Origin of the sequence: Rhodovarius lipocyclicus, from assembly GCF_009900765.1 — a bacterium.
Taxonomy (GTDB): Bacteria; Pseudomonadota; Alphaproteobacteria; order Acetobacterales; family Acetobacteraceae; genus Rhodovarius; species Rhodovarius lipocyclicus.
In genome coordinates this window covers 166,246-187,377 of record NZ_JAAABL010000003.1, presented here as the reverse complement: position 1 = coordinate 187,377, position 21,132 = coordinate 166,246, and the positions used below count along the sequence as shown (strand labels likewise).

The 21,132-nt window shown below is 69.5% G+C and carries 18 protein-coding genes; 7 read left to right on the top strand and 11 right to left on the bottom strand.

Annotated elements, in window-relative coordinates:
* Positions 1-13: 13 nt before the first annotated feature.
* The 6 genes from GT007_RS06040 to GT007_RS06015 all read right to left on the bottom strand — a co-directional run bounded on the left by GT007_RS06040 (position 14) and on the right by GT007_RS06015 (position 5,315).
* On the bottom strand, positions 14-727 hold the full coding sequence (locus GT007_RS06040) for an ABC transporter ATP-binding protein (RefSeq protein WP_160120679.1): 714 nt from the start codon (positions 725-727) through the stop codon (positions 14-16).
* Positions 724-1,467, bottom strand: coding sequence for an ABC transporter ATP-binding protein (locus GT007_RS06035; RefSeq protein ID WP_160120678.1), 744 nt, complete (start codon positions 1,465-1,467; stop codon positions 724-726). Before GT007_RS06035 ends, GT007_RS06040 begins: the two co-directional genes overlap by 4 nt.
* On the bottom strand, positions 1,464-2,339 hold the full coding sequence (locus tag GT007_RS06030; RefSeq protein WP_160120677.1) for a branched-chain amino acid ABC transporter permease: 876 nt from the start codon (positions 2,337-2,339) through the stop codon (positions 1,464-1,466). Before GT007_RS06030 ends, GT007_RS06035 begins: the two co-directional genes overlap by 4 nt.
* On the bottom strand, positions 2,336-3,205 hold the full coding sequence (locus tag GT007_RS06025) for a branched-chain amino acid ABC transporter permease (RefSeq protein WP_160120676.1): 870 nt from the start codon (positions 3,203-3,205) through the stop codon (positions 2,336-2,338). The genes GT007_RS06030 and GT007_RS06025 overlap by 4 nt, the downstream gene beginning before the upstream one ends.
* A 7-nt stretch (positions 3,206-3,212) precedes the next feature.
* Positions 3,213-4,334, bottom strand: coding sequence for an ABC transporter substrate-binding protein (locus GT007_RS06020; protein ID WP_160120675.1), 1,122 nt, complete (start codon positions 4,332-4,334; stop codon positions 3,213-3,215).
* 66 nt (positions 4,335-4,400) lie between these two features.
* Entirely contained in the window at positions 4,401-5,315 is a 915-nt protein-coding gene (locus GT007_RS06015) for an SMP-30/gluconolactonase/LRE family protein (protein WP_160120674.1), read from the bottom strand.
* A 78-nt stretch (positions 5,316-5,393) separates the two neighbouring features.
* Between GT007_RS06015 and GT007_RS06010 the strand changes: the two genes are divergently transcribed.
* The 4 genes from GT007_RS06010 to pdxY are packed head-to-tail and all read left to right on the top strand — an operon-like array spanning position 5,394 to position 10,964.
* Positions 5,394-7,040, top strand: coding sequence for a hydantoinase B/oxoprolinase family protein (locus GT007_RS06010; RefSeq protein WP_160120673.1), 1,647 nt, complete (start codon positions 5,394-5,396; stop codon positions 7,038-7,040).
* Positions 7,037-9,058 carry a hydantoinase/oxoprolinase family protein gene (locus tag GT007_RS06005; protein WP_160120672.1) on the top strand — a complete coding sequence of 674 codons (2,022 nt, stop codon included), beginning with the start codon at positions 7,037-7,039 and terminating at the stop codon, positions 9,056-9,058. Before GT007_RS06010 ends, GT007_RS06005 begins: the two co-directional genes overlap by 4 nt.
* A 55-nt stretch (positions 9,059-9,113) precedes the next feature.
* Positions 9,114-10,067: a tripartite tricarboxylate transporter substrate binding protein gene (locus GT007_RS06000; protein ID WP_160120671.1), complete on the top strand. Its 954-nt coding sequence runs from the start codon at positions 9,114-9,116 to the stop codon at positions 10,065-10,067.
* 51 nt (positions 10,068-10,118) lie between these two features.
* Positions 10,119-10,964, top strand: coding sequence for a pyridoxal kinase PdxY (gene pdxY, locus GT007_RS05995; RefSeq protein ID WP_160120670.1), 846 nt, complete (start codon positions 10,119-10,121; stop codon positions 10,962-10,964).
* 104 nt (positions 10,965-11,068) lie between these two features.
* Here the strand turns inward: pdxY and GT007_RS05990 are convergent, their stop codons facing one another.
* The gene (locus GT007_RS05990; RefSeq protein WP_160120669.1) at positions 11,069-12,094 is read right to left on the bottom strand and encodes a YeiH family protein; all 1,026 of its coding nucleotides are present in this window, start codon (positions 12,092-12,094) and stop codon (positions 11,069-11,071) included.
* Positions 12,095-12,215: 121 nt separating this feature from the next.
* Between GT007_RS05990 and GT007_RS05985 the strand changes: the two genes are divergently transcribed.
* The 3 genes from GT007_RS05985 to GT007_RS05975 are packed head-to-tail and all read left to right on the top strand — an operon-like array spanning position 12,216 to position 16,139.
* The gene (locus GT007_RS05985; RefSeq protein ID WP_160120668.1) at positions 12,216-13,241 is read left to right on the top strand and encodes an amino acid ABC transporter substrate-binding protein; all 1,026 of its coding nucleotides are present in this window, start codon (positions 12,216-12,218) and stop codon (positions 13,239-13,241) included.
* A gap of 13 nt (positions 13,242-13,254) precedes the next feature.
* Positions 13,255-14,232 (top strand): TAXI family TRAP transporter solute-binding subunit, encoded by a 978-nt coding sequence (locus GT007_RS05980; RefSeq protein ID WP_160120667.1) that lies wholly within the window; start codon positions 13,255-13,257, stop codon positions 14,230-14,232.
* Entirely contained in the window at positions 14,232-16,139 is a 1,908-nt protein-coding gene (locus GT007_RS05975) for a TRAP transporter permease (RefSeq protein WP_160120666.1), read from the top strand. The genes GT007_RS05980 and GT007_RS05975 overlap by 1 nt, the downstream gene beginning before the upstream one ends.
* A gap of 22 nt (positions 16,140-16,161) precedes the next feature.
* On the opposite strand, the gene GT007_RS05970 is transcribed toward GT007_RS05975, so the two are convergent.
* From GT007_RS05970 to GT007_RS22755, 4 genes are all read right to left on the bottom strand, one after another.
* Positions 16,162-17,208: an NAD(P)-dependent oxidoreductase gene (locus GT007_RS05970; protein WP_160120665.1), complete on the bottom strand. Its 1,047-nt coding sequence runs from the start codon at positions 17,206-17,208 to the stop codon at positions 16,162-16,164.
* A 54-nt stretch (positions 17,209-17,262) separates the two neighbouring features.
* Complete coding sequence (locus GT007_RS05965; protein ID WP_408015533.1) at positions 17,263-19,641, bottom strand: 1-deoxy-D-xylulose-5-phosphate synthase N-terminal domain-containing protein; 2,379 nt, start codon at positions 19,639-19,641, stop codon at positions 17,263-17,265.
* A gap of 65 nt (positions 19,642-19,706) precedes the next feature.
* Positions 19,707-20,918: a 5-aminolevulinate synthase gene (hemA, locus tag GT007_RS05960; protein ID WP_160120664.1), complete on the bottom strand. Its 1,212-nt coding sequence runs from the start codon at positions 20,916-20,918 to the stop codon at positions 19,707-19,709.
* Positions 20,919-20,926: 8 nt separating this feature from the next.
* Positions 20,927-21,052 carry a hypothetical protein gene (locus tag GT007_RS22755; RefSeq protein WP_268894546.1) on the bottom strand — a complete coding sequence of 42 codons (126 nt, stop codon included), beginning with the start codon at positions 21,050-21,052 and terminating at the stop codon, positions 20,927-20,929.
* Positions 21,053-21,132 lie beyond the last annotated feature (80 nt).

Here is a 21,132-nt window from a genome sequence, read left to right as displayed (position 1 = left end):
GCCCCCCGTATCCTCAAAACAGTTCCATCAGCACCGAGTGATCGGACAGTTCCTTCGGCGTCCCCTCCCGGATCAGCCGGCCGCTGCGCATCACCAGCACCCGGTCGCTGACAGCGAAGGCCTCATGCACATTCTGCTCGACCAGCAGCATGGACATGCCGCGCGACTTCACCAGCGCCGCGATGGGTTCCATCAGATCCTGGAACAGCTTCGGCGCGAGGCCGATCGAGGGCTCGTCCAGCAGCAGCGCCTTGGGGCGTGTCAGCAGCGCGCGCGCGATGGAGACCATCTGCTGCTGCCCCCCCGAGAGCGTGCCGGCGCGGCGCGTGCGGAATTCGCGGATGCGCGGCAGGATCTCCAGCACTTCCTCGATGCGGCGCAGCCCCTCTGGCTTCGGCACGCCCGCCGACCACAGGGCGAGGCCGAAGATTTCCTCGCAGGTCAGGTCAGGGAACACTCCCCTGCCCTCCGGCACCAGCGCGATGCCGGCCGCACCCAGGCTGGCGGGATCATGGCGCGGCAGGGCCTGGCCGAACACGGCGATGCCGCCGGCCGTCGGCCGGTGCAGGCCGAACAGGCAGCGCAGCAGCGTGGATTTCCCCGCGCCGTTGTGGCCGATGACGCACAGCGCCTCTCCGGCATGCAGGGTCAGGTTGATGTCCTGCAACACCTCGCGCCCGCCATAGCCGGCGGCGAGCCCGGTTGCCTCCAGTGCGGGCGCGCTCATTGGCGGTCTCCGAAATAGATCGCGGCCAGCTTGGGGTCGCGCATGATGGCCTGGGGTTCGCCCTCGGCCAGCACCTGGCCCCGGTCGAGGAAGGCGATGCGGTCGGCGAGTGCCATCACCACGTCGAGGTTGTGCTCGATCAGGCAGATCGCCACACCTTGCGCGCGGGCATGGTGCAGCAGCCCCTGGAACCGCTCGCGGGAGGACAAATCGAGCCCCGAGGCCGGTTCGTCCAGCAGCCAGACATTGGCCTCGGCCGCCAGGATACGCGCCATCGAGAGGAACTTGCGCTCCGCATAGGCGAGGTCCACGGCCCGCGCATCGGCGACCGCCGAAAGGCCCGCGGCCTGGATGGCGGCATCGGCCTTCGCCTCGCGCTCCCGCCGCGCGCTGGCCCCGCCGGGCTGCCAGAACCAGCCCGCGGGCTCGGTCGCGGCCAGCACATTGTCCCGCACGGACATGTGCTGGAACAGGCGCAGGTCCTGGAAGCTGCGGGCCACGCCCGCGCGCGCCACCTGCCACGGCTTCAGCCCCATGATGGGCTTGCCGTGCAGGGTGGCGCTGCCTTCATCGGCACGCAGATTGCCGGTGATCAGGTTGAACACCGTGGTCTTGCCCGCGCCGTTGGGGCCGACCAGGGCCGTCACCTGCCCGGCCGGCAGCGACAGAGACACACCCTTCACCGCCTGCACGCCGCCGAAGCTGCGCGCCAGGCCCTGGCAACTCAGAGCGATGGTCATGCCTCGCTCCTCCCGCGCTTCTGGTCGCCCAGCAGGCCCGCGGGCCTGAAGATCATGAGCAGCGCCATCGCCCCCCCATAGATGATCTGCTGCACCGAACCGATCTCGGTGGGTGGGATGAAAGGCAGGAAGGACAGCGCGGCGGGCAGCGACAGCAGCAGCACCGCCCCCAGCAACGGCCCCAGCAGCGTGCCGGTGCCGCCCACGATCAGCATGGCCATCACCAGCACGGATTGTTCGAGGGTGAAGCTCTCGACATTCACGAAGGACAGGTGCAGCGCGAACAGCGCCCCCGCCACACCCGCACCGGCGGCCGAGAACGCCACCGCCAGCGCCTTGGCGACCGCGACGTTCTTGCCCAGCGCCTCGGCGGCGCTCTCGGCATCGCGGATGGCGCCCAGCGTGCGGCCGAAGCTGCCCCGCTGCATGGCCGACATCAGCACCAGGAACAGCACCAGCGCGATCAGCGCCATGGGCAGCACCGGGATCACCACGCCGAACAGGCTGGGGCGCGGAATGCCGACCAAGCCCCCCATGCCGCCGGTCAGCGGCTTGGCCTCCGTGAACAGGGTCACGGCCATCATCTGCAGGCCGAGCGAGGCCGCGACGAAATACTCGCCCCGCACGCGCAGCGCGGGCAAGGCCAGGCACAGCGACAGCCCGCCCGCGACCACGGCCGCCGCCAGGCAGGCCAGCAGCGGGTTCGGCACCACCAGCAGCGCCACCTGCGCCCCGGCATAGGCGCCGAGCCCCATGAACACCGCATGCGCCACGCTGAAGATGCCGGCCTGGCCGACCATGAAGTTCAGTGTCGCCGCCAGCAGGCCGAAGATCGCGGCCAGCGTGGCGAGGTTGGAGAGATAAGCGATCATCGGGCCACCGCCGCGCCGAACATGCCCGAGGGGCGGAACAGGATGAAGGCGAACAGCACCATGAAGCTGGCGCCCTCCGCCCATTGGGTATCGAGCACGGTCAGCACCACGGCCTCCGCCACGCCCAGCAGCAGTCCGGCCAGCGCGGCACCCCGCAGGCTGCCCACGCCGCCCACGATGGTCGCCGCCATGGAAATCAGCATGACATGGTTGCCCACCGCCTCATTGATGCCGGAGGTCATGGCCGTGAGGATCGCCGCCGGCGCCGCCAGCACGGAGCCCAGCGCGAAGGCCAGGATCGAGAGCTTGGAGGAGGACAGCCCATAGGCCCTCAGCAGGTCCGCGTTCTGCGCCAGCGCGCGCAGCGCCACCCCCGCCGGATGGCGGGAGAGGAAGAGCGTCAGCGCCAGGAACATCGCCACGGCGGCCACGATCGAAATCCAGAACACCGGCGCCAGGAACAGTTCCGGCAACACCTCGGAGGCCATGGAGAGCGGGCTGTCCACATTGGCGAAGCCGCGCCCGGCCACCATGGCGATCAGGTTCTGCACCACGATGGAAACACCGAAGGCCGCGACGAAGACGGTGAAGAACCCGCCCTCATGCCGGCCGATCGGGCGGTAGACGAAGCGTTCCATGGCGATGCCGAAGGCCACGGCGGCGGCCATCGCGGCCAGCACGCCCAGCACCGGGTGCCAGCCCGCGTTCCAGGCGCCGATGAACACATAGCCCGCGAGGGTGAAGGTCGCGCCATGGGCCACATGGAACACCTTGGTCGCGCCGAAGATCAGCGCGAAACCCGCGGCCGTCAGCGCATAGAGGGCCCCGTTCTGGAGCCCTCCCAGCAGCAATTGCAGTTCCAGCATGAGGGGGTCAGCCGACCAGGCGCTGGGTGCGGCCGCCGCGGTATTCCAGCACCTCGATGGCGGCCATCATGTTGCCCTGGTCGTCGAACTCGCCGGGGCCGCCCACCAGATCGAAGCGGCGGCGCGCCAGCAGGGCCGCGCGCAGGCTTTCGCCATTCACCGTTCCGCCCGCCTGCTCGATCCCTTGTGCCAGCAGGCCGAACAGCCGCACGGCGTTGTAGTAGTTGGCGTTGTAAATGGTGGGCGTCTTGCTGAAGCGGGCGTTGAAATCGGTGGCGAAGCGGCGCGTCAGCGCGTCACCGCCCTCGAAATCCATCTTCTGGGAGGTGAAGACCAGCCCCTCGGCCTCGGCCAGGGTGCGCACGCTGTCCAGGCCCATGGCGGAGTAGCTGCACAGCAGGGTCGAGACCCCGTTGTCCCGCAGGCCCTTGATGATCTGGGCCTGCTGGGCGCCGAAGCTTGCGATGTAGACCGCATCCGGCCGCGCCTGGCGCACGCGCGCCGCGATGGGGCCGAACTGCTGCGCGGTGCGCGGGATGGAGAAGCTGCCCACCAGCTCCGCATTCACGCGCGGCAGCTGCTGGCGCAGCTCGCTCAGGATGGCATCGCCCAGCGGATCATCCACATAGACCAGCGCCACGCGGCGCACCCGGCGCTCCTGGCTGAGATACGGCAGCAGCGCGCGGGTTTCGAGATGCGCCAGCGGGATGACGTTCCAGAAATAGGGCGACAGCCCCGCGAGATCCGGCCCCACCGCGCCGCCATTCACCATCACGGATTGCGCCCGGTCGCCGATCGGCGCCACCGCCTTGGAGACAGCGGTGAAGCCCACCAGGGTGAACACCGCGCGGTCCACGTTCACCAGCTTCTGCATGCCGATCACGCCCTGCTGCGGCAGGGCCTGGGTGTCCTCCGCCTGCAGGCGGATGGGGCGGCGCAGCATGCGGTCCGCCTCGATATGCTGGATGGCCAGCTGCGCGCCCTGCGTGAACACCGTGCCGTATTCGGCATTGGGACCGGACATGGGGAAAAGCGTGCCGATCACATAGGGATCGTTCTGCGCCAGGGCGGGGGCGGCGAAAGGCGCGGCCAGCGCCGAGCCCAGCAGCAGGCGGCGGGTGCTGTTCATGATGGTTTCCTCGGGTAGTTTATGCGGGTTGGTTGAACGTTAGCATTCTTTCGCGGGCGCGTTCTGTCAAGAATGTTGCAGAACGAGCCCCGGTTCATGCCATTTCATTTCAACCAGCCGCCCCGTGGTGGACAAAGTGATATAGGCCGTCCGCATATCCGGCCCGCCGAAGCAGATGTTGGTGGGCATCGGGTCGGGCATCTTCTCCACATGCACGATCTCGCCGCTGGGCGAGACGGTGGTGATTTCCCCCGAAACCAGCGTGGCGACCACGATGTTGCCGCTGGCCGCGACCGCCAGCGAATCGAGCCGCCGGAACCCCGGCAACTGGCACAGCAGCCGCCCGCCCGCGGGGCTCGGCCAGGGCTGCTTCGCCAGCTTGCCGGGGCCTTCCACATCCCAGGCCCACAGGCGCCCGGTCTCGGTCTCGGCCACATACAGGGTCTTGCTGTCGGGGCTCAGCCCGATGCCGTTGGCGCCGCCGGGCACGGGGTGCGCGGCCTCGATGATCTTGCTGCCGTCGGTGGCCGCCCAATAGACGCCGCCATGGTCGCGGCCGCGCGCGCGCACCTTGCCCAGGTCGCTGAACCAGAAGCCGCCGTGCACGGGGTCGAACACGATGTCGTTCGGGCCGCACAGCTTGTGGTCGCCGCAATGGTCATACAGGCGCGTCAACTCGCCGGTCACCATGTCCAGCACTTCGATGCGGCCGGTCTCGTAATCCGCGGGCACGCCGTGCGGGCGCAGCCTGGTCGGCTCCTCCACCCACAGGAAGCCGCCATTGTTGCAGATGAACAGCTTGCCGTCGGGCCCGAGCGCGATGCCGTTCGGCGCGCCCTTGATCGTGGCCAGCGTGGTCCTGGTGCCATCGGCGGCCACGCGGGTGATGCGCCGGCTCTCGATTTCCACCAGCACGACGGAGCCATCGCGCAGCGCGACCGGCCCTTCGGGAAAACGCAGGCCATTTGCCAATTCTCGCATCATTTCCTCCTGGATTTTGCCGCAGCATGACCCCAAGCCCGGGTTGACGCCAATGGGGGCCGCCGTGACCCTTCCGCCATGGACCCCGTGACCCTTGCCGTGCTCGACAACCGGCTTCGCGCCATTGTCGAGGAGATGGGAGAGGCGATGCTTCGCACCTCCTACAGCCAGATCCTCAACTCCTCCCGCGACTTCTCCGTGGCGCTGTGCGGCGCGGATGGCTCGCTGGTGGCGCAGGCCGACCACATCCCCGTGCATGTGGGCGCGCTGCGCTTCGCCACCGAGGCGGTGCTGAAGACCTTCCCCACCATCCGCGACGGCGACATCTTCCTGCTGAACGATCCGTACAATGGCGGCTCGCATCTGCCGGACCTGACGATCATCCTGCCGGTCTTCGCCGAGGGCGAATGCTGCTTCTTCACCGTGGTGCGCGCGCACATCACCGATGTCGGCGGCGGCACCTATGGCGGCTACAACGCGGGTGCCACCGATATCTGGTCCGAGGGCGTGCGCATCCCGCCGATCCGCCTGGGCGAGGATGGCGGCTTGCGCGCCGACCTGCTGGCCATGGTCTGCGCCAACACGCGCATCCCGCGCGATGTGCGCGGCGACCTGATGGCCATGATCGGCTCCGCGCGGCTGGGTGCCACGCGCATCGCGGAACTGCTGGCCACCCATGGGCGCGGGCCGCTGCTGGCCACCGTCGATGCCATCCTGGACCTGGCCGAGAAGCACGCGCGCTCCATCCTGGCCGAATGGCCCGATGGCACCTGGTCCGGCGAGGCGGTGCTGGACGATGACGGCCATGGGCGGGAGAACATCACCATCCGCGCCACCTGCACCAAGCAGGGCGGCAGCCTGACGGTGGACCTCACGGCCTCGGACGACGAGGCGGTGGGCATCGTGAACTCCAGCTATCCCAACATGTATTCGGCCTGCTGCATGGCCTTCGCCTATCTGCTGGATGCGGACCTGTCGAAGAACGAGGGTGCCTTCCGCCCGCTGAAGGTCATCGCGCGCGAAGGCAGCATCGTGTGGGCGCATGAGGGCCGGCCGGTCACGCTCTGCACCAGCCATTGTTCCAATGAGATCGTGGAATCCATCATCCGCGCCCTGCAGAACGCGGCGCCGGAGCGCGCCATGGGCGGCTGGGGCCGGCGCTTCCGCGTGGCGATCAAGGGCCGCGACCCCCGCAACGGGCGCGGCTTCGTCTGGCATCTGTTCCATGCCCGCCCGGGTGGCGGCGGCAGCGTGGCGGGCGATGGCTGGAACACGGTGGGCGAGTGGCACAGCGCCGGCGGCCTGAAATTCGGCAGCGTGGAGCAGGCCGAGGCCCGCTTCCCCCTGCACTTCGCCAAGCACGAGTTCCGCCCCAATTCCGGCGGCGCGGGCAAGCATCGCGGCGGCCTGGGCGCCGAGCTGCTGCTGCGCGTGGAAACCGATGGCCCGGCCGTGGGCAACACCGCGGGCGACGGCGCCTTCCATGGCTCGGCGGGCATCCAGGGCGGCGAGGACAGCGCGCCGCACCGCTATGTGCTGCGCAAGAACGATGGCTCCGAACGGCTGCTGCGCAGCAAGGAAGTCTCGATCCCCATCGAATCCGGGGAGGTGCTGCACCTGCTCTCGGCGGGCGGCGGCGGCTGGGGGCCGCCCGGCGAACGCTCGGCCGAGGCGCGCGCGAAGGACGCCGAAGAGGGGTATACGGCCCAGGGGAACGAAGCATGAGCAAGTGGCGTATCGGCGTGGATGTCGGTGGCACCTTCACCGACGTGGTGGGCGTGGGCCCGGACGGGCGCTCGCATCTGGCCAAGGCCGCGAGCACGCCCCATGACCAGAGCGAGGGCGTGATCCAGGGCCTGCGCAACCTGGCCCAGGCCGCCGGTTTGACGCTGGAGGCCCTGCTGGCCGGCACCGAGCGCATCGTGCACGGCACCACGGTGGCCACCAACGCCCTGCTGGAGCGCAAGGGCGCCAAGGTGGCCATGCTGACCACCGAGGGCCACCGCGACATCGTGGAGATGCGCGAGGGGCTGAAGCCCGAGCGCTACAATTTGCGCCTGGCCCCGCCCGAGCCGCTGGTGCCCCGCAGCCGCCGCCTGGCCGTGAAGGAGCGCCTGCGCGCCGATGGCAGCGTGGAAACCCCGCTGGACGAGGCGAGCCTGGCCGCCGCCATCGAGGCCGCGCGCGGTGCCGAGGCGGTGGCGATCTGCTTCCTGCACGCCTGGCGCGACCCGTCGCATGAACTGGCCGCCGCCGAGGCGGTGCGCCGCGCCCTGCCCGGCGTCTTCGTCACCACCAGCGCCGAGGTGCTGCCGGAGATCAAGGAGTTCGAGCGGTTCTCCACCACGGCGGTGAACGCCTATGTGGGCCCGCCCGTCTCCCGCTATCTCGGCCGCCTCGCGGAGCGGCTGAAGGAGGTGGGCTATGCCGGGCCCGTCTTCGTCATCCTCTCCCATGGCGGTGTCACGCCGATCGCGGAGGCCGCGCGGCTGGCCGCCGGCACGGCGCTGTCGGGCCCGGCGGGCGGTGTCGCCGCCGCCGTGGCGCTGGCGCGTGAGGGCATGGCGGGCGACCTCGTGACCTTCGACATGGGCGGCACCTCCACCGACATCGCGCTGGTGGCGGGCGGCGTGGCCAAGCTGGGGCGCGGGCGTGAAGTCGCGGGCGAGCGTATCGCGCTGGAAAGCCTTGACATCATCACGCTGGGCGCCGGCGGCGGTTCCATCGCGCATCTGGGCGCGGGCGGCACCTTGCAGGTGGGTCCCGAAAGCGCCGGCGCCCGCCCCGGCCCCGCCTGCTATGGCCGCGGCGGCACCGAGCCCACCGTGACCGATGCCAACCTGCTGTTGGGCCATCTGGACCCCGGCAGCTTCCTGGGCGGCGCGCAGCGGCTGGATGAGGAAGCGGCCATCGCCGCCATGGGCAGGCTGGCGGAAAAGCTCGGCATTTCCATGCGCGAGGCCGCCTGGGGCGTGTACCGGCTGGTGAATGCGCGCATGGCCGATGGCGTGCGGGTGGCCACCGTCCGGCGCGGTGTCGATCCGCGCGGGGCCACGCTGCTGTCCTTCGGCGGTGCTGCGGGGCTGCATGCCTCGGCGGTGGCGCGGGATCTGGGCATGGCGCGCTATGCGGTGCCGCTGTTCGCCGCCGGGCTGTCGGCCTGGGGCATGCTGCGCACCGATCTGCGCTTCGAGGTGACGCGCAGCGTGAACGCCAACCCGGATGCCTCGCTGGCCGCCACCTTCGCGGCGCAGGAGGAAGCGGCCCGCGCCCGCATGGCCGAATGGTTCAACGGCGAGATCACCGCCACCCGCTCCGCCGACATGCGTTATGGCGAGCAGGTGTTCGAGATCGGCGTGAAGCTGGACGGCATCGACTGGGCCGCGCCCGATATGCCGGACGCCGTGCGCCAGGCCTTCCACGCCCAGCATGAGGCGCTGTTCACCTACTCCCTGCCGCAGGATGAGGTGGTGCTGGTGAACGCGCGCGTGGCGGCCCTCGGCCGGCTGACGGGCGATGCCGGGCGCTATGCGGCGCCGCCCATGCCACCCGCCGCGCCCCGCCAGGTGTGGCGCGATGGCGGCTTCGCGGAATGGCCGGTCTATCGCTTCGGTGACCTGTCGGATGGCGCGACCATCCAGGGCCCCGCCATCCTGGAAAGCCCCACCACCACCATCCTGGTCCAGGCCGGTGATACCGCCACCATGGACGCGCGCGGCTGGCTGATGGCCGAGGTCGGATAGGGCCTCGTCATCCTCCGCCGCGCCCGGCTAAGCTGCGCGGCGGAGGAACACGTCAATGATCTCACGTCGCACAGCGCTCGCGCTGCCGGCCTTGCTGGCCACGCGCCCCGCTTTCGCCCAATGGCAACCCGACCACGCGCTGACCATGATCGTGGCCTATGCGGCCGGCGGCGGCACCGATGTCGCGGCCCGCACCATCGCCCGCTTCATGGAACGCGAGCTCGGCCAGCCCGTGGTGGTGGTGAACCGCGCGGGTGCCGGTGGCGAGATCGGCTTCACCGAACTCGCCCGCGCGCGGCCGGACGGCTACACGATCGGCTTCGTCAACACGCCCGCCATCGTCACCCTGCCGATCGAGCGCCGCCCGCGTTTCACGCTGAACGACTTCACGCTGATCGCGAACATCGTGGACGATCCGGGCGGGCTGTGGGTGCGGGCGGACAGCGACATTACGGACTTCCCGGGCCTGCTGGCGGCGGCGCGGCAGCGGCCGGGGCAGCTCGGCTATGGCACCACCGGCGTGGGGTCGGACGACCACCTGGCCGTGCTGGCGCTGGAACGCGCGACGGGCACGCAGTTCCTGCATGTGCCCTTCGGCGGTTCGGCGCAGGTGAAACAGAATCTGATCTCCCGCGCCATTCCCATCGCCAGCATGAACATGGCCGAGGGGATGACCGAGATGGCGCAGGGCCTGCTGCGCCCCCTGGCGCAGATGGGCGCCACCCGATGGTCCGAGGCCCCCGGCGTGCCCACGCTGAAGGAGCTTGGCTTCGACGTGATCGAGGGCAGCATGCGCGGCATGGCCGCCCCCGCCGGCATCCCGCCGGAGGCGCTGGCCCGTATCTCCGCCGCGCTGCGCGCCACGGTGGACAACCCGGATTTCCAGCAGATCGCCCGGCGGCAGTCCCTGCCGCTGCGCTTCCTGCCGCCGGCGGAATACCTGCGGGAACTGGTCGCGCTGCGCACAGGATATGAGGCGCTGTGGGCCCGGCACCCCTGGCGGGAGTAACGCGGCGGCGTCATGCTCGCGCGCGTCTGATTCCATCGGAGCGCGCGTGCCTTGGCCGAGAATATCCTCTCCATCCAGTCCTGGGTCGCCTACGGGCATGTCGGCAATGCCTCGGCGATGTTTCCGCTGCAGCGCCTGGGGGCGGAGGTGTGGGGCATCCACACCGTGCAGTTCAGCAACCACACGGGTTATGGCGCCTGGCGCGGCCAGGTGTTCGGCGGCGATTTGGTGCGCGAATGCCTGGCCGGCATCGAGGAGCGGGGCGCCCTGCCCCGCTGCGACGCGGTGCTCTCGGGCTATGTCGGCGGGGCCGATATCGGTGATGCGATCCTGGAGGCGGTGGAGAAGGTGAAGGCCGCGAATCCGGCGGCGCTGTACTGCTGCGACCCCGTGATCGGGGATACCGGGCGGGGCGTGTTCGTGCGCCCGGGCATTCCCGAATTCTTCCGCGACCGCGCCCTGGCGCTGGCCGATATCGCCACCCCCAACCGGTTCGAGCTGGAATACCTGACCGGCCTGCCCGCCGGCACGCTGGGGGAATGCAAGGCCGCGCTGACCGCGCTGCAGGCCATGGGCCCGCGCTGCGTGCTGCTGACCAGCCATGAGGAGGAGCCGGGCCGGATCGGCATGATCGCGGCCGAGGGCGGGCAATTCTGGCGGCTGAACACGCCGCTGCTGCCGGTTTCGGTGAATGGCGCGGGCGATGCGATCAGCGCGCTGTTCCTGCTGCACCGCATGCGCAGCGGCAGTGCGGCGGAAGCGCTGAGCCGCGCTGCCTCCAGCGTGTTCGGCCTGCTGCGCCGCACGGCGGAGGCAGGCTCACGCGAGATCCTGACGGTGGCCGCGCAGGAGGAGTTCGTGAACCCCTCCGAACTGTTCCCGGCCCTGCCTTGCTGACTGGAGCGGTTTCCGCTCGCACCGGCTCACGGCAACCGCTCCAGGTGTTTGTTTTCACGATCATCTTTATCCGGTCAGATGATTCCATCTGACCGGACGAGGATCTAGCCGATCAGCCTGACGCCCACATAGGCCAAGGCCGCGATGAACAGGCTGCTGGCCACGCCCAGCAGCAGCGGCGCCAGGCCGCGCGCCTTCAGCGCCTTCAGGTTGGTCTGCAAGCCCAGCGCCGCGACCGAGGCCGCCAGCATCAGCGGCACCAGGAAGCGGCTGGCATCCACGGCGGCCTGCGGCACCAGCCCGGTGCTGCCCAGCAGCACGAGGCCGAGGAAGCCAAAGGCGAAGACCGGCACCGGCGCCTTCACGCCCGCGGCCTCGCCACCCGACTGCCGCGCCACCCACCAGCCCAGCGCCAGCACGGCCGGGGCCAGCATGAACACCCGCGCCAGCTTCATCACCGTGCCGGTCTGCGAGGATACGGGCCCGCCGGCGGCGGCGGCCCCCACGGCCTGCACCACCTCATGAATCGCGCCGCCGGCCCAGATGCCGTAATCCTGGGCATCGAGGCCGAGCGGCCCGGCCAGATACGGGAACAGGATCATCGCCGCCGTGCCGCACAGGGTGATCACGGCCAGGGCGTAGGTCACATCCTCCTCCCGCCCGCGCGCCACCTGGTTGGCGGCGACGATGGCCGAGGCCCCGCAAATGGCCGTGCCGGTGCCGATCAGCTGCGCCAGCGCGCGATCGACCCCCAGCACATGCCCCAGCCACATGGTGAAAGGCAGCGTGGCGGCCACCACCACCACGGCCAGCAGCAGGGCGGCGGGCCCCAGCGACCACAGCATGCCCAGCGTGACCTGCAGGCCCAGCAGCACGATGGCCGCGCGCAGCACCGGCCGCACCGCGAAGCCGATGCCCGGCTTCAGCACGGCCGGCGTGCCCCAGATGGCGTGAAAACCCATGCCCACCACCAGCGCCACCACCACGGGGTTCAGCGCGGCGATTCCCGTCGCGTTGCGCACGACGATGGCCAGCACCGCGATGGCCAGGCTCAGCGCCAGGCCGGGGACAAGAGTCTTGATACGGTCGAACGCGCCCTGCGGCGCGGAGGAAACAAGCGGTGCAGCCATGACATCCCGGTGGCGTTGTTCTGTGCAGCCTTTGCCAGCTGGGCGCGCGCGTCAAGCCGCGCCCCACTTGCGTGTGCACCGCACCCCCCTCCATGCTGATCATTCCGGAGGAAGGCTCACGATGCTCAAGCGTACTCTCACGGCCCTGTTCGCCGCGCTGCTGCCCGCCATGGCGATGGCGCAGACGGCAAGCCTGGGCCCCACCCTGTCCGCCGTGCGGCAGCGGGATATCCTGGTATGCGGCACCTCCACGGGTGCGGCCGGATTCTCCATGCCCGACAGCCGGGGCGAGTATCGCGGCATCGACAATGACCTGTGCCGCGCCGTGGCCGCCGCCACGCTGGGCGATGCCGCCAAGATCCGCTGGGTGCCGCTGACCACCAACGCGCGCCTGCCCGCGCTGCAATCCGGGCAGATCGACATCCTGATCCGCACCGCGACCTGGACGCATGTGCGCGACACCGCCAATGGCCTGAACTTCACCGTGGTGAACTTCTATGACGGCCAGGGCTTCATGCTGCGGCGGTCCCTGGGCGTGACGCGCGCGCAGGACCTGGCGGGGGCCAGTATCTGCGTCGTCGCGGGCTCCACCAACGAGCTGAACCTGGCCGATTGGGCCCGCACCAACAACATCCGCTACAACCCCGTGGTGTTCGAGCAGAACGATGAGGCGCGCCGCAGCTACCTCGCGGGCCGCTGCGATGCCTATTCGACGGATGCGAGCCAGCTGGCCGGACTGCGCGCCAGCTTCCCGAACCCGGACGAGCACGTGATCCTGCCCGACATCATCTCCAAGGAGCCGCACGCCCCGGTGGTGCGCCATGGCGACGACCAGTGGTTCGACATCGTGCGCTGGACCATCTTCGCGCTGATCACGGCCGAGGAGCTGGGGATCACGCAGGCCAATGTGGACAGCTTCCTGGACAGCCAGAACCCCGAGATCCGCCGCCTGCTGGGGCTTTCGGGCGATCATGGCCCGATGATGGGCCTCGACCGCCGCTGGGCCTACAACATGATCAAGGCCGTGGGGAATTACGGCGAGATCTTCGAACGCAACCTCGGCTCGGGCAGCCCCATCGGCCTGCGCCGTGGCCTGAACGCGCTCTACACCCAGGGCGGCCTGATGTACGCGCCCCCCATCCGCTGAGAAGGTGATGCACATGCTGACACGTCGTATCGCGCTGGGCTCCGCCCTGGCCCTGCCCTTCGTCGCACCCGCCCGGGCGCAGACCACCTTGGAATGGGTGGCCGGTTCGCTGGGCGGCGGCTGGTATACCATGGCCGCCGGCGTCGCCTCCCTGATCCGGGAGGAAAACCCGGACATCCAGATCCGCGTGGTGCCGGGCGGCGGGCTGGCGAACCCCACCCGCATCAACAACGGCCAGTCGCAGATGGGCTGGGGCATCGACGCCTTCGCCGCCGCGGCCTTCAAGGGCGAGGAGCCGTATTCCGCCGCCCACCCGCGCCTGCGCTGCCTGGGCACCGGTTATTCGCCCACCGACCACTACCTGCTGGCCAAGGCCGACACCCCCGTGACCGGCATGCGGGAGGTGCTGACCCAGCGCGGCCTGAAGATCGGCGTGCCGCAGCGTTCCTCGACCGATGAGATGACCCTGCAGCGCATCCTGCGCTTCATCGGCACCTCCCCAGACGCCATCCGCAATGGCGGCGGGCGCTATCTGAACGGCAGCTACAACGACATCGCGGCGGCCTTCATCGACGGGCAGGTGGACTACCTGTATTTCGCCCTCGCCCGCCCCGCCGCGATCCTAACCGAGATCGCCCAGGGCCGCCGCCAGGCCAAGCTGCTGGGCTTCGACAACGATATCCGCGCCCATATGATCGAGCGCTACAGCTATGCCCAGTCGAACTGCCCGCCCAGCGCCTATCCGGCGCTGCTGCAGGCGCCCATCGACGTGACGGCCATGGACAGCGTGATCCTGGTGCATGAGAGCATCCCAGAGAATGTGTGCGAGGCGATCACCCGCACGCTGATCCGCGCCAAGGGCCAGCGCCTGGCCACCATTCACGCCAGCATGGGCGCCTTCGACCCCATCGAGGCCGTGAAGTACACCGGCGTGCCGCTGCACCCCGGTGCGGTGAAGGCCTTCCGCGCCGCCGGGGCCAACCCGGCCTGATGCGCGAACTGCCTGGCTGGGGGTGGTGGGCCGCCACCCTGTGGATGGCGGTGTTCGCCGCCATCCATCTCTATTTCGCGGGGTTCGGCTTCCCGGAGCCGATCACCATGCGCGGCTTCCACCTGCTGGTCTTCGTGCCGCCGCTGTTCCTGCTGTATCCGGCGCTGAAATCCTCGCCGCGTGACCGGCCGACGCTGGTGGACTGGGCCTGGGCCTTCGCCGCCGCCGCCCCCCATGCCTGGGTGCTGTGGAATGCCCAGGCCGTGTCCGACCGCATGGAATATGTGGACCCCTTCGGGTGGGAGATGATGGCGCTGGGCATCATCTGCGTCATCACCCTGCTGGAGGCCACGCGCCGGGCCGTCGAGCCCGGGCTGGCCTGGATGGTGGCGATCAGCCTGCTGTACATGCAGTTCGGGCATCTGCTGCCGGGCGTGCTGAACACCCGCGTCTTCACCCCGGCCGAGATCGTCGAATCCGCCTGGCTGGTGCCCACGGCGGGCGGCGTGTACGGGCCGCTGACCGGGATCGTGGCGACCACCATCGCGGTGTTCATCATCTTCGGCGCCTTCATGCAGGGCAGCGGCACTGGCCGCCTGTTCAGCAATTTCGGCGCGGTGATCGCCGGGCGCTACTCCGGCGGGCCGGCCAAGGTGGCGGTCATCACCTCCGGCCTGTTCGGCACCATGAGCGGCAGCTCGGTGTCCAACGTCATCACCACCGGGGCCATGACCATCCCGCTGATGCAGCGCGTGGGCTACAGGCCCGCCGTCGCCGGCGGCATCGAGGCCGCGGCCAGCGTGGGTGGCGCGCTGATGCCGCCCGTGATGGGCGCCGCGGCCTTCGTGATGGCCGAGATCACCAACATTCCCTACAGCCAGATCATCACGGCGGCGGCCCTGGGGGCGGTGCTGTACTACTTCGCCATCCTGGCCGCGGTGCATTTCGAGGCCAAGCGCGCCGGCATGCGCCCCATGTCGCTGTCGGAAATGCCGACCTGGCATGAGGTGCTGGCCGACGCCCACCTGATCCTGCCGATCGGCGTGCTCGTCTACCTGATGAACGAGCGCTGGAGCGGCAACTACGCGGCCTTCATGTCCACGCTGGCCATGGTGGGCGTTTCGCTGCTGCGGGCGCGCACGCGCATGGGCTGGCGCACCGTGCTGGAAAGCCTGGCGAGCGCCGGGCACACCATGGCGCCGCTCGCGGTCTCCATCGCGGGGTCGGGCATCGTGGTGTCGGCGCTGACCTCGACCGGCATGGTCGTGGCCTTCGGCGGCATCATCAAGGACCTCGCCGGGGGCTCCCTGCCCTGGCTGCTGGTGCTGCTGTGCATGACCGTGCTGATCCTGGGCATGGGGATTCCCACCACGCCCAGCTACATCATCGCGGCGGCCATCGGCGTGCCGCAGATCCTGGAACTGGGCTCCCGCACGCTGGGCTATTCGCCCGAGCAGCTGATCCTGCCCGCGCATCTGTTCGTGTTCTATTTCGCGGTGATCGCGGATGCGACACCACCCGTGGCCGCGGCGGCCTTCGCGGCGGCGGCGATCGCCAGGGCCTCGCCCACCATCACGTCGCTGCATGCCACGCGCTTCGGCATTGCCGGGTTCACAGTGGGCTTCGCCTTCATCTACGACCCGGGGATCATGCTGCGGGGCTCGCTGGGCGAGATCCTGCTGGCGAGCGCCACCCAGGTGGGCGCGCTGGTGGCGGTGACGGCGGGCTATGCCGGGTTTCTGCTGAAGCGGCTGGCGATGCCGGAACGGTTGCTGCTGGTGGCGGGCGGCTTGGTCGGCGCCTTCGGCTACATGCTGGGCGACGTGGAGCGCGGCGCGGTGGCGATGCTGATCCCGGCCGGGATCGCGCTGTGGCAGGGGATGCGGCGGGGGGTTGTCACAGCCTGAGCCCCCCCCCACCGGGCGCGGTTCAGTCCAGCACGAACCCCGTTGCCTGCCGGTAGCGCTGCTTCCAGCGCGGCAGCACCTCCGGGTTGATGATGCGCGGCGGCAGGCGGCCCGCCGCGACATCGCTGAAGGCCAGCGCCGCGATGCGGGTGATGTTGGCCCGGCTCTGCTCCGTGACACCCGCGATGTGCTGGCTGGCGATCACATGGGGGTGGTGCAGCAGCGGGTGGTCGGGCGGGGGCGGCTCCTGCTCCCACACATCGAGCCCCGCACCCGCGACCTGGCCGCTTTGCAGGGCGGCGAACAGCGCCGCCTCGTCATGGATGGAGCCGCGCGCCGTGGTCACGAACACCACGCGCTTCTTCATGGCGGCGAAGGCGGCCGCACCCACCATGCCGCGCGTCTCGGGCGTCAGCGGGCAATGCAGGCTGACGACATCGCTGGCCGCATAGATCTCGGGCAGATCCACCTTGCGCACACCCAGCGCCTCCATGGTGGCCGCATCCACATAGGGGTCGCAGGCGATGACGGTGCAGCCGAAGGCCAGTTGCAGGATCTGCGCCGTGCGCCGGCCGACATTGCCGAAGCCCACGAGGCCCACCGTCATGCCCTTCAGGTCGCGGCCCATCTGGGCGCTGCGGTCGGCGGCCTGGCCGGCCTTCATGGCGGCGTGGCTGTCGGGCATCCGCTTCAGGCAGGCCAGCATCATGCCCACCGCGTGCTCGGCCACGCCCTCCGCGTTGCCGCCGGCCTGGTTCAGCAGCAGCACGCCGGCCTCGGTGCAGGCGATGGGGTCGCAGGGGTCGTAACCCGCGCCGTAGCTGGCCGCCATTAGCAGGTTCGGCAGTTTGGCCAGCAATTCGCGGGTGACATGCACGGGCTTGGGCAACTCATCCCGCGCGGCCATCACGTAATAGGCGTGGCAGGAGGACAGCGCCTGCACCATTTCATCCGTGCTGGCCTCCAGCGGGATCTTCACGATCTCCAGCGCCGGGTCGGCGGCGGCGGTTTCCAGGAATGCCAGGTGCGGAACCCAGCCGACATAACCCACGCGCAGGCGGAACGTCACAGGCGCTTCCTCGTCTTGTTTATGGGGCGGATTGTGGCCGCCCCACGCGACGGGTCAACCCAGCAGGGCCTGGGCGCAGGCGTCCAGGATCGCCTCCGTGCTGAGGCCGTAGGCCTCATACAGGTCGGGGATATCGCCGGACTGGCCGAAGCGTTCCACGCCACACGGCACCACCCGCTGCCCCCGCACCGCGCCGAGCCAGGAGAGGGCCGCCGGATGCCCATCCAGCACCGGCACCAGCGCGGCCCCGGGGGCCAGCGGCGCCAACAGCTTCTCGATATGCGAGGGCTCGGCCCCCGGCCCGCCCCGCGCCACGCGCCGCGAATCGAGCCAGCCCTGGTGCAGCCGGTCCGGGCTGGTGATGGCCAGCAGGCCGGCGCCGGGCTCCTCCGCGCGCAGTTCCTCGAAGGCGGCCATCGCCTCCGGCGCCACCGGGCCCTGATAGGCCATGGCGATCCGCGCGCCCTCGGCGGGCGGCACGGCCCAATAGGCACCGGCGATCACCGCCGCCGGGTCCAGCACGCGCTCCGGCTGTTCCAGGCCCCGGGTCGAAAGCCGCAGCCACACGCTGGAACCGTTCTCCGCCTGCATATGCGCGAAGCCGTGGCGCATCAGGATGGCGAGTTCGTCGGCATAGGCGGGCTCGAAGCTCGCCAGCCGGTCCTGCGCCATGCCGATCAGGGGGGTGTTCACGCTCTGGTGCTGACCGCCCTCGGGCGCCAGGGTCAGGCCCGATGGCGTGCTGACCAGCATGAACCGCGCATCCATGTAGCAACCATAGATCAGCGCATCGAGGCCGCGGTTCACGAAGGGATCGTAGACGGTGCCGATCGGCAGCAGCCGTGCGCCGTACAGGTTATGCGCAAGGCCGAGCGCGCCAAGGACCAGGAACAGGTTCTGCTCCGCGATGCCGAGTTCCACATGCTGGCCCTCGGGCGACATGCCCCAGCGCTGGGCGCTGGCCAGCTTCGCGTCACGGAACACGTCGTTCTTCAGATGCCGGTCGAAGATGCCGCGCCGGTTCACCCAGGCGCCGAGATTGGTCGAGACCGTGACATCCGGGCTGGTGGTGACGATGCGGTCGGCCAATGGGCCGAACTCGCCCTTCCCGCGCCCGATCTCGGCCAGGATCTCGCCGAAGGCCGCCTGGGTCGAAAGCTTGCGCCCCTTGCCCACCTTGGGCACCGGCAGCACCGCCGGCACCGGCACCTGCGGGGAGGTGAGGCGCCGCCCCTCCGGCGTCAGCGGCGTGGCGAAGGGCAGGCTGGCGAGGAAGGCCTCCAGGGCCTCCGGCGGGGTGTCCAGCCCCTCGAACTTGTCCCACTCATGGCCTTCGCGGATGTTCATCACCTGCCGGAAGGTGTCCATCTGCTCCTTCGTCATCAGGCCGGAGTGGTTGTCCTTGTGCCCGGCGAAAGGCAGGCCCATGCCCTTGATGGTGTAGGCGATGAAACAGGTGGGCTGGTCGCCCTCGGCGGCGGCGGCGTGGAAGGCCTCGGTCAGCGTCTCGATGTCGTGGCCGCCCAGATTGGTCATCAGGGCGGAGAGCTCATCGTCGCTCAGCGGGTCGATGATGGCGCGGATGCCCTCCTCGCGGCCGAGTTCGGCCAGCACGGCGTTGCGCCAAGCCGCGCCGCCTTGGAATGTCAGGGCCGAATACAGGCTGTTGGGGCAGTCATCGATCCAGCGGCGGAGCGATTCCCCGCCTTCCCGCGCGAAGGCGGCCTGCAATTTGCGCCCGTATTTCAGGGTGACGACGTTCCAGCCCATGTCGCGGAACAGGCCCTCGATACGGCCGAACAGCCGGTCGGGCACCACGGAATCGAGGGACTGGCGGTTGTAGTCGATCACCCACCACACATTGCGGATGTCGTGCTTCCACCCTTCCAGCAGGGCTTCATAGATGTTGCCCTCGTCCAGTTCCGCATCGCCCACCACGGCGACATGCCGCCCGGCCGGCAGGCCTGGGGGCGAGAGCTTCTTCAGCTGCACATAATCCTGCACCAGCGAGCCGAAGCTGCTGATCGCCACGCCGAGCCCCACGGAGCCGGTGGAGAAATCCACCTCCGGCCCATCCTTGATGCGGCTGGGATAGGGCTGGATACCGCCGAACTGGCGCAGGGTGGTCAGGCGTTCCTGAGTCTGGCGGCCGAACAGATAGTTGATGGCATGGAACACCGGCCCGGCATGGGGCTTCACCGCCACGCGGTCGGCCGGTTTCAGCGCATCGAAATACAGCGCCGCCAGGATCGATACCGCCGAGGCGCAGGAGGCCTGGTGCCCGCCCACCTTCAGCCCGTCGCGGTTCGGGCGCAGGTGGTTGGCGTTGTGGATCATCCAGGCGGAGAGCCAGAGGAGCTTCTTTTCCAGCGCGTGGAGCATCTCCACGCGCTGCAACGCCGTCACGGGAACGGGCTTGCCCTGATGGGTCATGGTACTTCCCTCCGCTTCTTTGCGCCGAGTGTGGCAGCGGGAGGGATGGGTAGCAATGCTGCCCTTTATGCCGCCTTCAACAGGCTGTTCTGTGCCCAGATCTCACCCAGCGCCTTCAGCAGTGCCGCGATATCGGTCTCGCCATGCAGGGGCGAGGGGGTGAAGCGCAGCCGCTCCGTGCCGCGCGGCACGGTGGGGTAGTTGATGGGCTGCACATAGATCCCGTGCTCGTCCAGCAGCGTGTCGCTGATGCGCTTGCACAGCGCCGCGTCGCGCACCATCACGGGCACGATGTGGCTGGGGTTCATCAGGTGTTCGATGCCCAGCGCATCCAGGCCCGCCCGCAGCCGCGCCACATTGGCGAACATCGCCGCGCGCTCGGCATCCGAGGATTTCAGGTGGCTGATCGCGGCGCGGGCACCGGCGGCGACGGCCGGCGGCAGAGAGGTGGAGAAGATGAATCCCGAGGCGAAGCTGCGCACGAAATCCACCAGCTGCGCACTGCCGGTGATGTAGCCGCCGATCACGCCATAGGCCTTGGCCAGCGTGCCCTCGATCACATCCAGGCGGTGGGCCAGCCCGTCACGCTCGCTGATGCCGCCGCCGCGCGGGCCATACAGGCCCACGGCGTGCACCTCGTCGAGGTAGGTGATGGCGTTGAACTCGTCGGCCAGGTCGCAGATCTCCGCGATCGGCGCGACGTCGCCGTCCATGGAATACACGCTCTCGAAAGCGATGATCTTGGGCGTCTCGGCGGGCACGGCGGCCAGCTTCGCGCGTAGATCATCCAGGTCGTTGTGCTTCCAGATCACGCATTGCGCGCGGGAATGGCGGATGCCCTCGATCATGGAGGCGTGGTTGAACGCATCCGAGAACACCACGCAGCCCGGCATCTGCGCCGCGAGCGTGGAGAGCGTGGCCATGTTCGACATGTAGCCGCTGTTGAACAGCAGGGCCGCTTCCTTGCCGTGCAGGTCGGCCAGCTCGGCTTCTAGCGCGATGTGGTCGATGTTGGTGCCCGCGATGTTGCGGGTGCCGCCGGCACCGGCGCCGGAACGGTCCAGCGCCTCATGCATCGCGGCGAGCACCGCGGGGTGCTGGCCCATGCCGAGGTAATCGTTGCTGCACCACACCTTCACCGGCGGCTTGTTGGCCTGGCCATGATGGGTGGCGGTGGGGAACTGCCCCCGGATACGCTCCAGCTCGGCGAAGACGCGATAGCGTCCCTCATCCTTCAGGCCCTGGAGTTTGGACTGGAAGAAGGCGCTGTAATCCATCGGTTCTCTCAGAAAGGGCGGTGACGACGGCGGGCCGGCACGGGGATGGGGCGCGGTCGCGGCGCCCGCCACATCTGCGCCATGGTGGGCAGCAGGGCAAGGACCAGGATGCAGAGCAGGGTTGTTTCCAGCATGCTGGGCATCAAAGCAGCCTCTTCCTGAAAATTATATGGAAAAAAGAGCGTTCACCGGCAACCCGCGAAGAGGCCTCGGA

What these genes read in the sequence shown, in the direction of transcription:
- GT007_RS06040 (WP_160120679.1), bottom strand. Translation starts at nt 727, where the DNA reads ATGAGCGCGCCCGCACTGGAGGCAACCGGGCTCGCCGCCGGCTATGGC.
- GT007_RS06035 (WP_160120678.1), bottom strand. Translation starts at nt 1,467, where the DNA reads ATGACCATCGCTCTGAGTTGCCAGGGCCTGGCGCGCAGCTTCGGCGGC.
- GT007_RS06030 (WP_160120677.1), bottom strand. Translation starts at nt 2,339, where the DNA reads ATGATCGCTTATCTCTCCAACCTCGCCACGCTGGCCGCGATCTTCGGC.
- GT007_RS06025 (WP_160120676.1), bottom strand. Translation starts at nt 3,205, where the DNA reads ATGCTGGAACTGCAATTGCTGCTGGGAGGGCTCCAGAACGGGGCCCTC.
- GT007_RS06020 (WP_160120675.1), bottom strand. Translation starts at nt 4,334, where the DNA reads ATGAACAGCACCCGCCGCCTGCTGCTGGGCTCGGCGCTGGCCGCGCCT.
- GT007_RS06015 (WP_160120674.1), bottom strand. Translation starts at nt 5,315, where the DNA reads ATGCGAGAATTGGCAAATGGCCTGCGTTTTCCCGAAGGGCCGGTCGCG.
- GT007_RS06010 (WP_160120673.1), top strand. Translation starts at nt 5,394, where the DNA reads ATGGACCCCGTGACCCTTGCCGTGCTCGACAACCGGCTTCGCGCCATT.
- GT007_RS06005 (WP_160120672.1), top strand. Translation starts at nt 7,037, where the DNA reads ATGAGCAAGTGGCGTATCGGCGTGGATGTCGGTGGCACCTTCACCGAC.
- GT007_RS06000 (WP_160120671.1), top strand. Translation starts at nt 9,114, where the DNA reads ATGATCTCACGTCGCACAGCGCTCGCGCTGCCGGCCTTGCTGGCCACG.
- GT007_RS05990 (WP_160120669.1), bottom strand. Translation starts at nt 12,094, where the DNA reads ATGGCTGCACCGCTTGTTTCCTCCGCGCCGCAGGGCGCGTTCGACCGT.
- GT007_RS05985 (WP_160120668.1), top strand. Translation starts at nt 12,216, where the DNA reads ATGCTCAAGCGTACTCTCACGGCCCTGTTCGCCGCGCTGCTGCCCGCC.
- GT007_RS05980 (WP_160120667.1), top strand. Translation starts at nt 13,255, where the DNA reads ATGCTGACACGTCGTATCGCGCTGGGCTCCGCCCTGGCCCTGCCCTTC.
- GT007_RS05975 (WP_160120666.1), top strand. Translation starts at nt 14,232, where the DNA reads ATGCGCGAACTGCCTGGCTGGGGGTGGTGGGCCGCCACCCTGTGGATG.
- GT007_RS05965 (WP_408015533.1), bottom strand. Translation starts at nt 19,641, where the DNA reads ATGACCCATCAGGGCAAGCCCGTTCCCGTGACGGCGTTGCAGCGCGTG.
- hemA (WP_160120664.1), bottom strand. Translation starts at nt 20,918, where the DNA reads ATGGATTACAGCGCCTTCTTCCAGTCCAAACTCCAGGGCCTGAAGGAT.
- GT007_RS22755 (WP_268894546.1), bottom strand. Translation starts at nt 21,052, where the DNA reads ATGCTGGAAACAACCCTGCTCTGCATCCTGGTCCTTGCCCTGCTGCCC.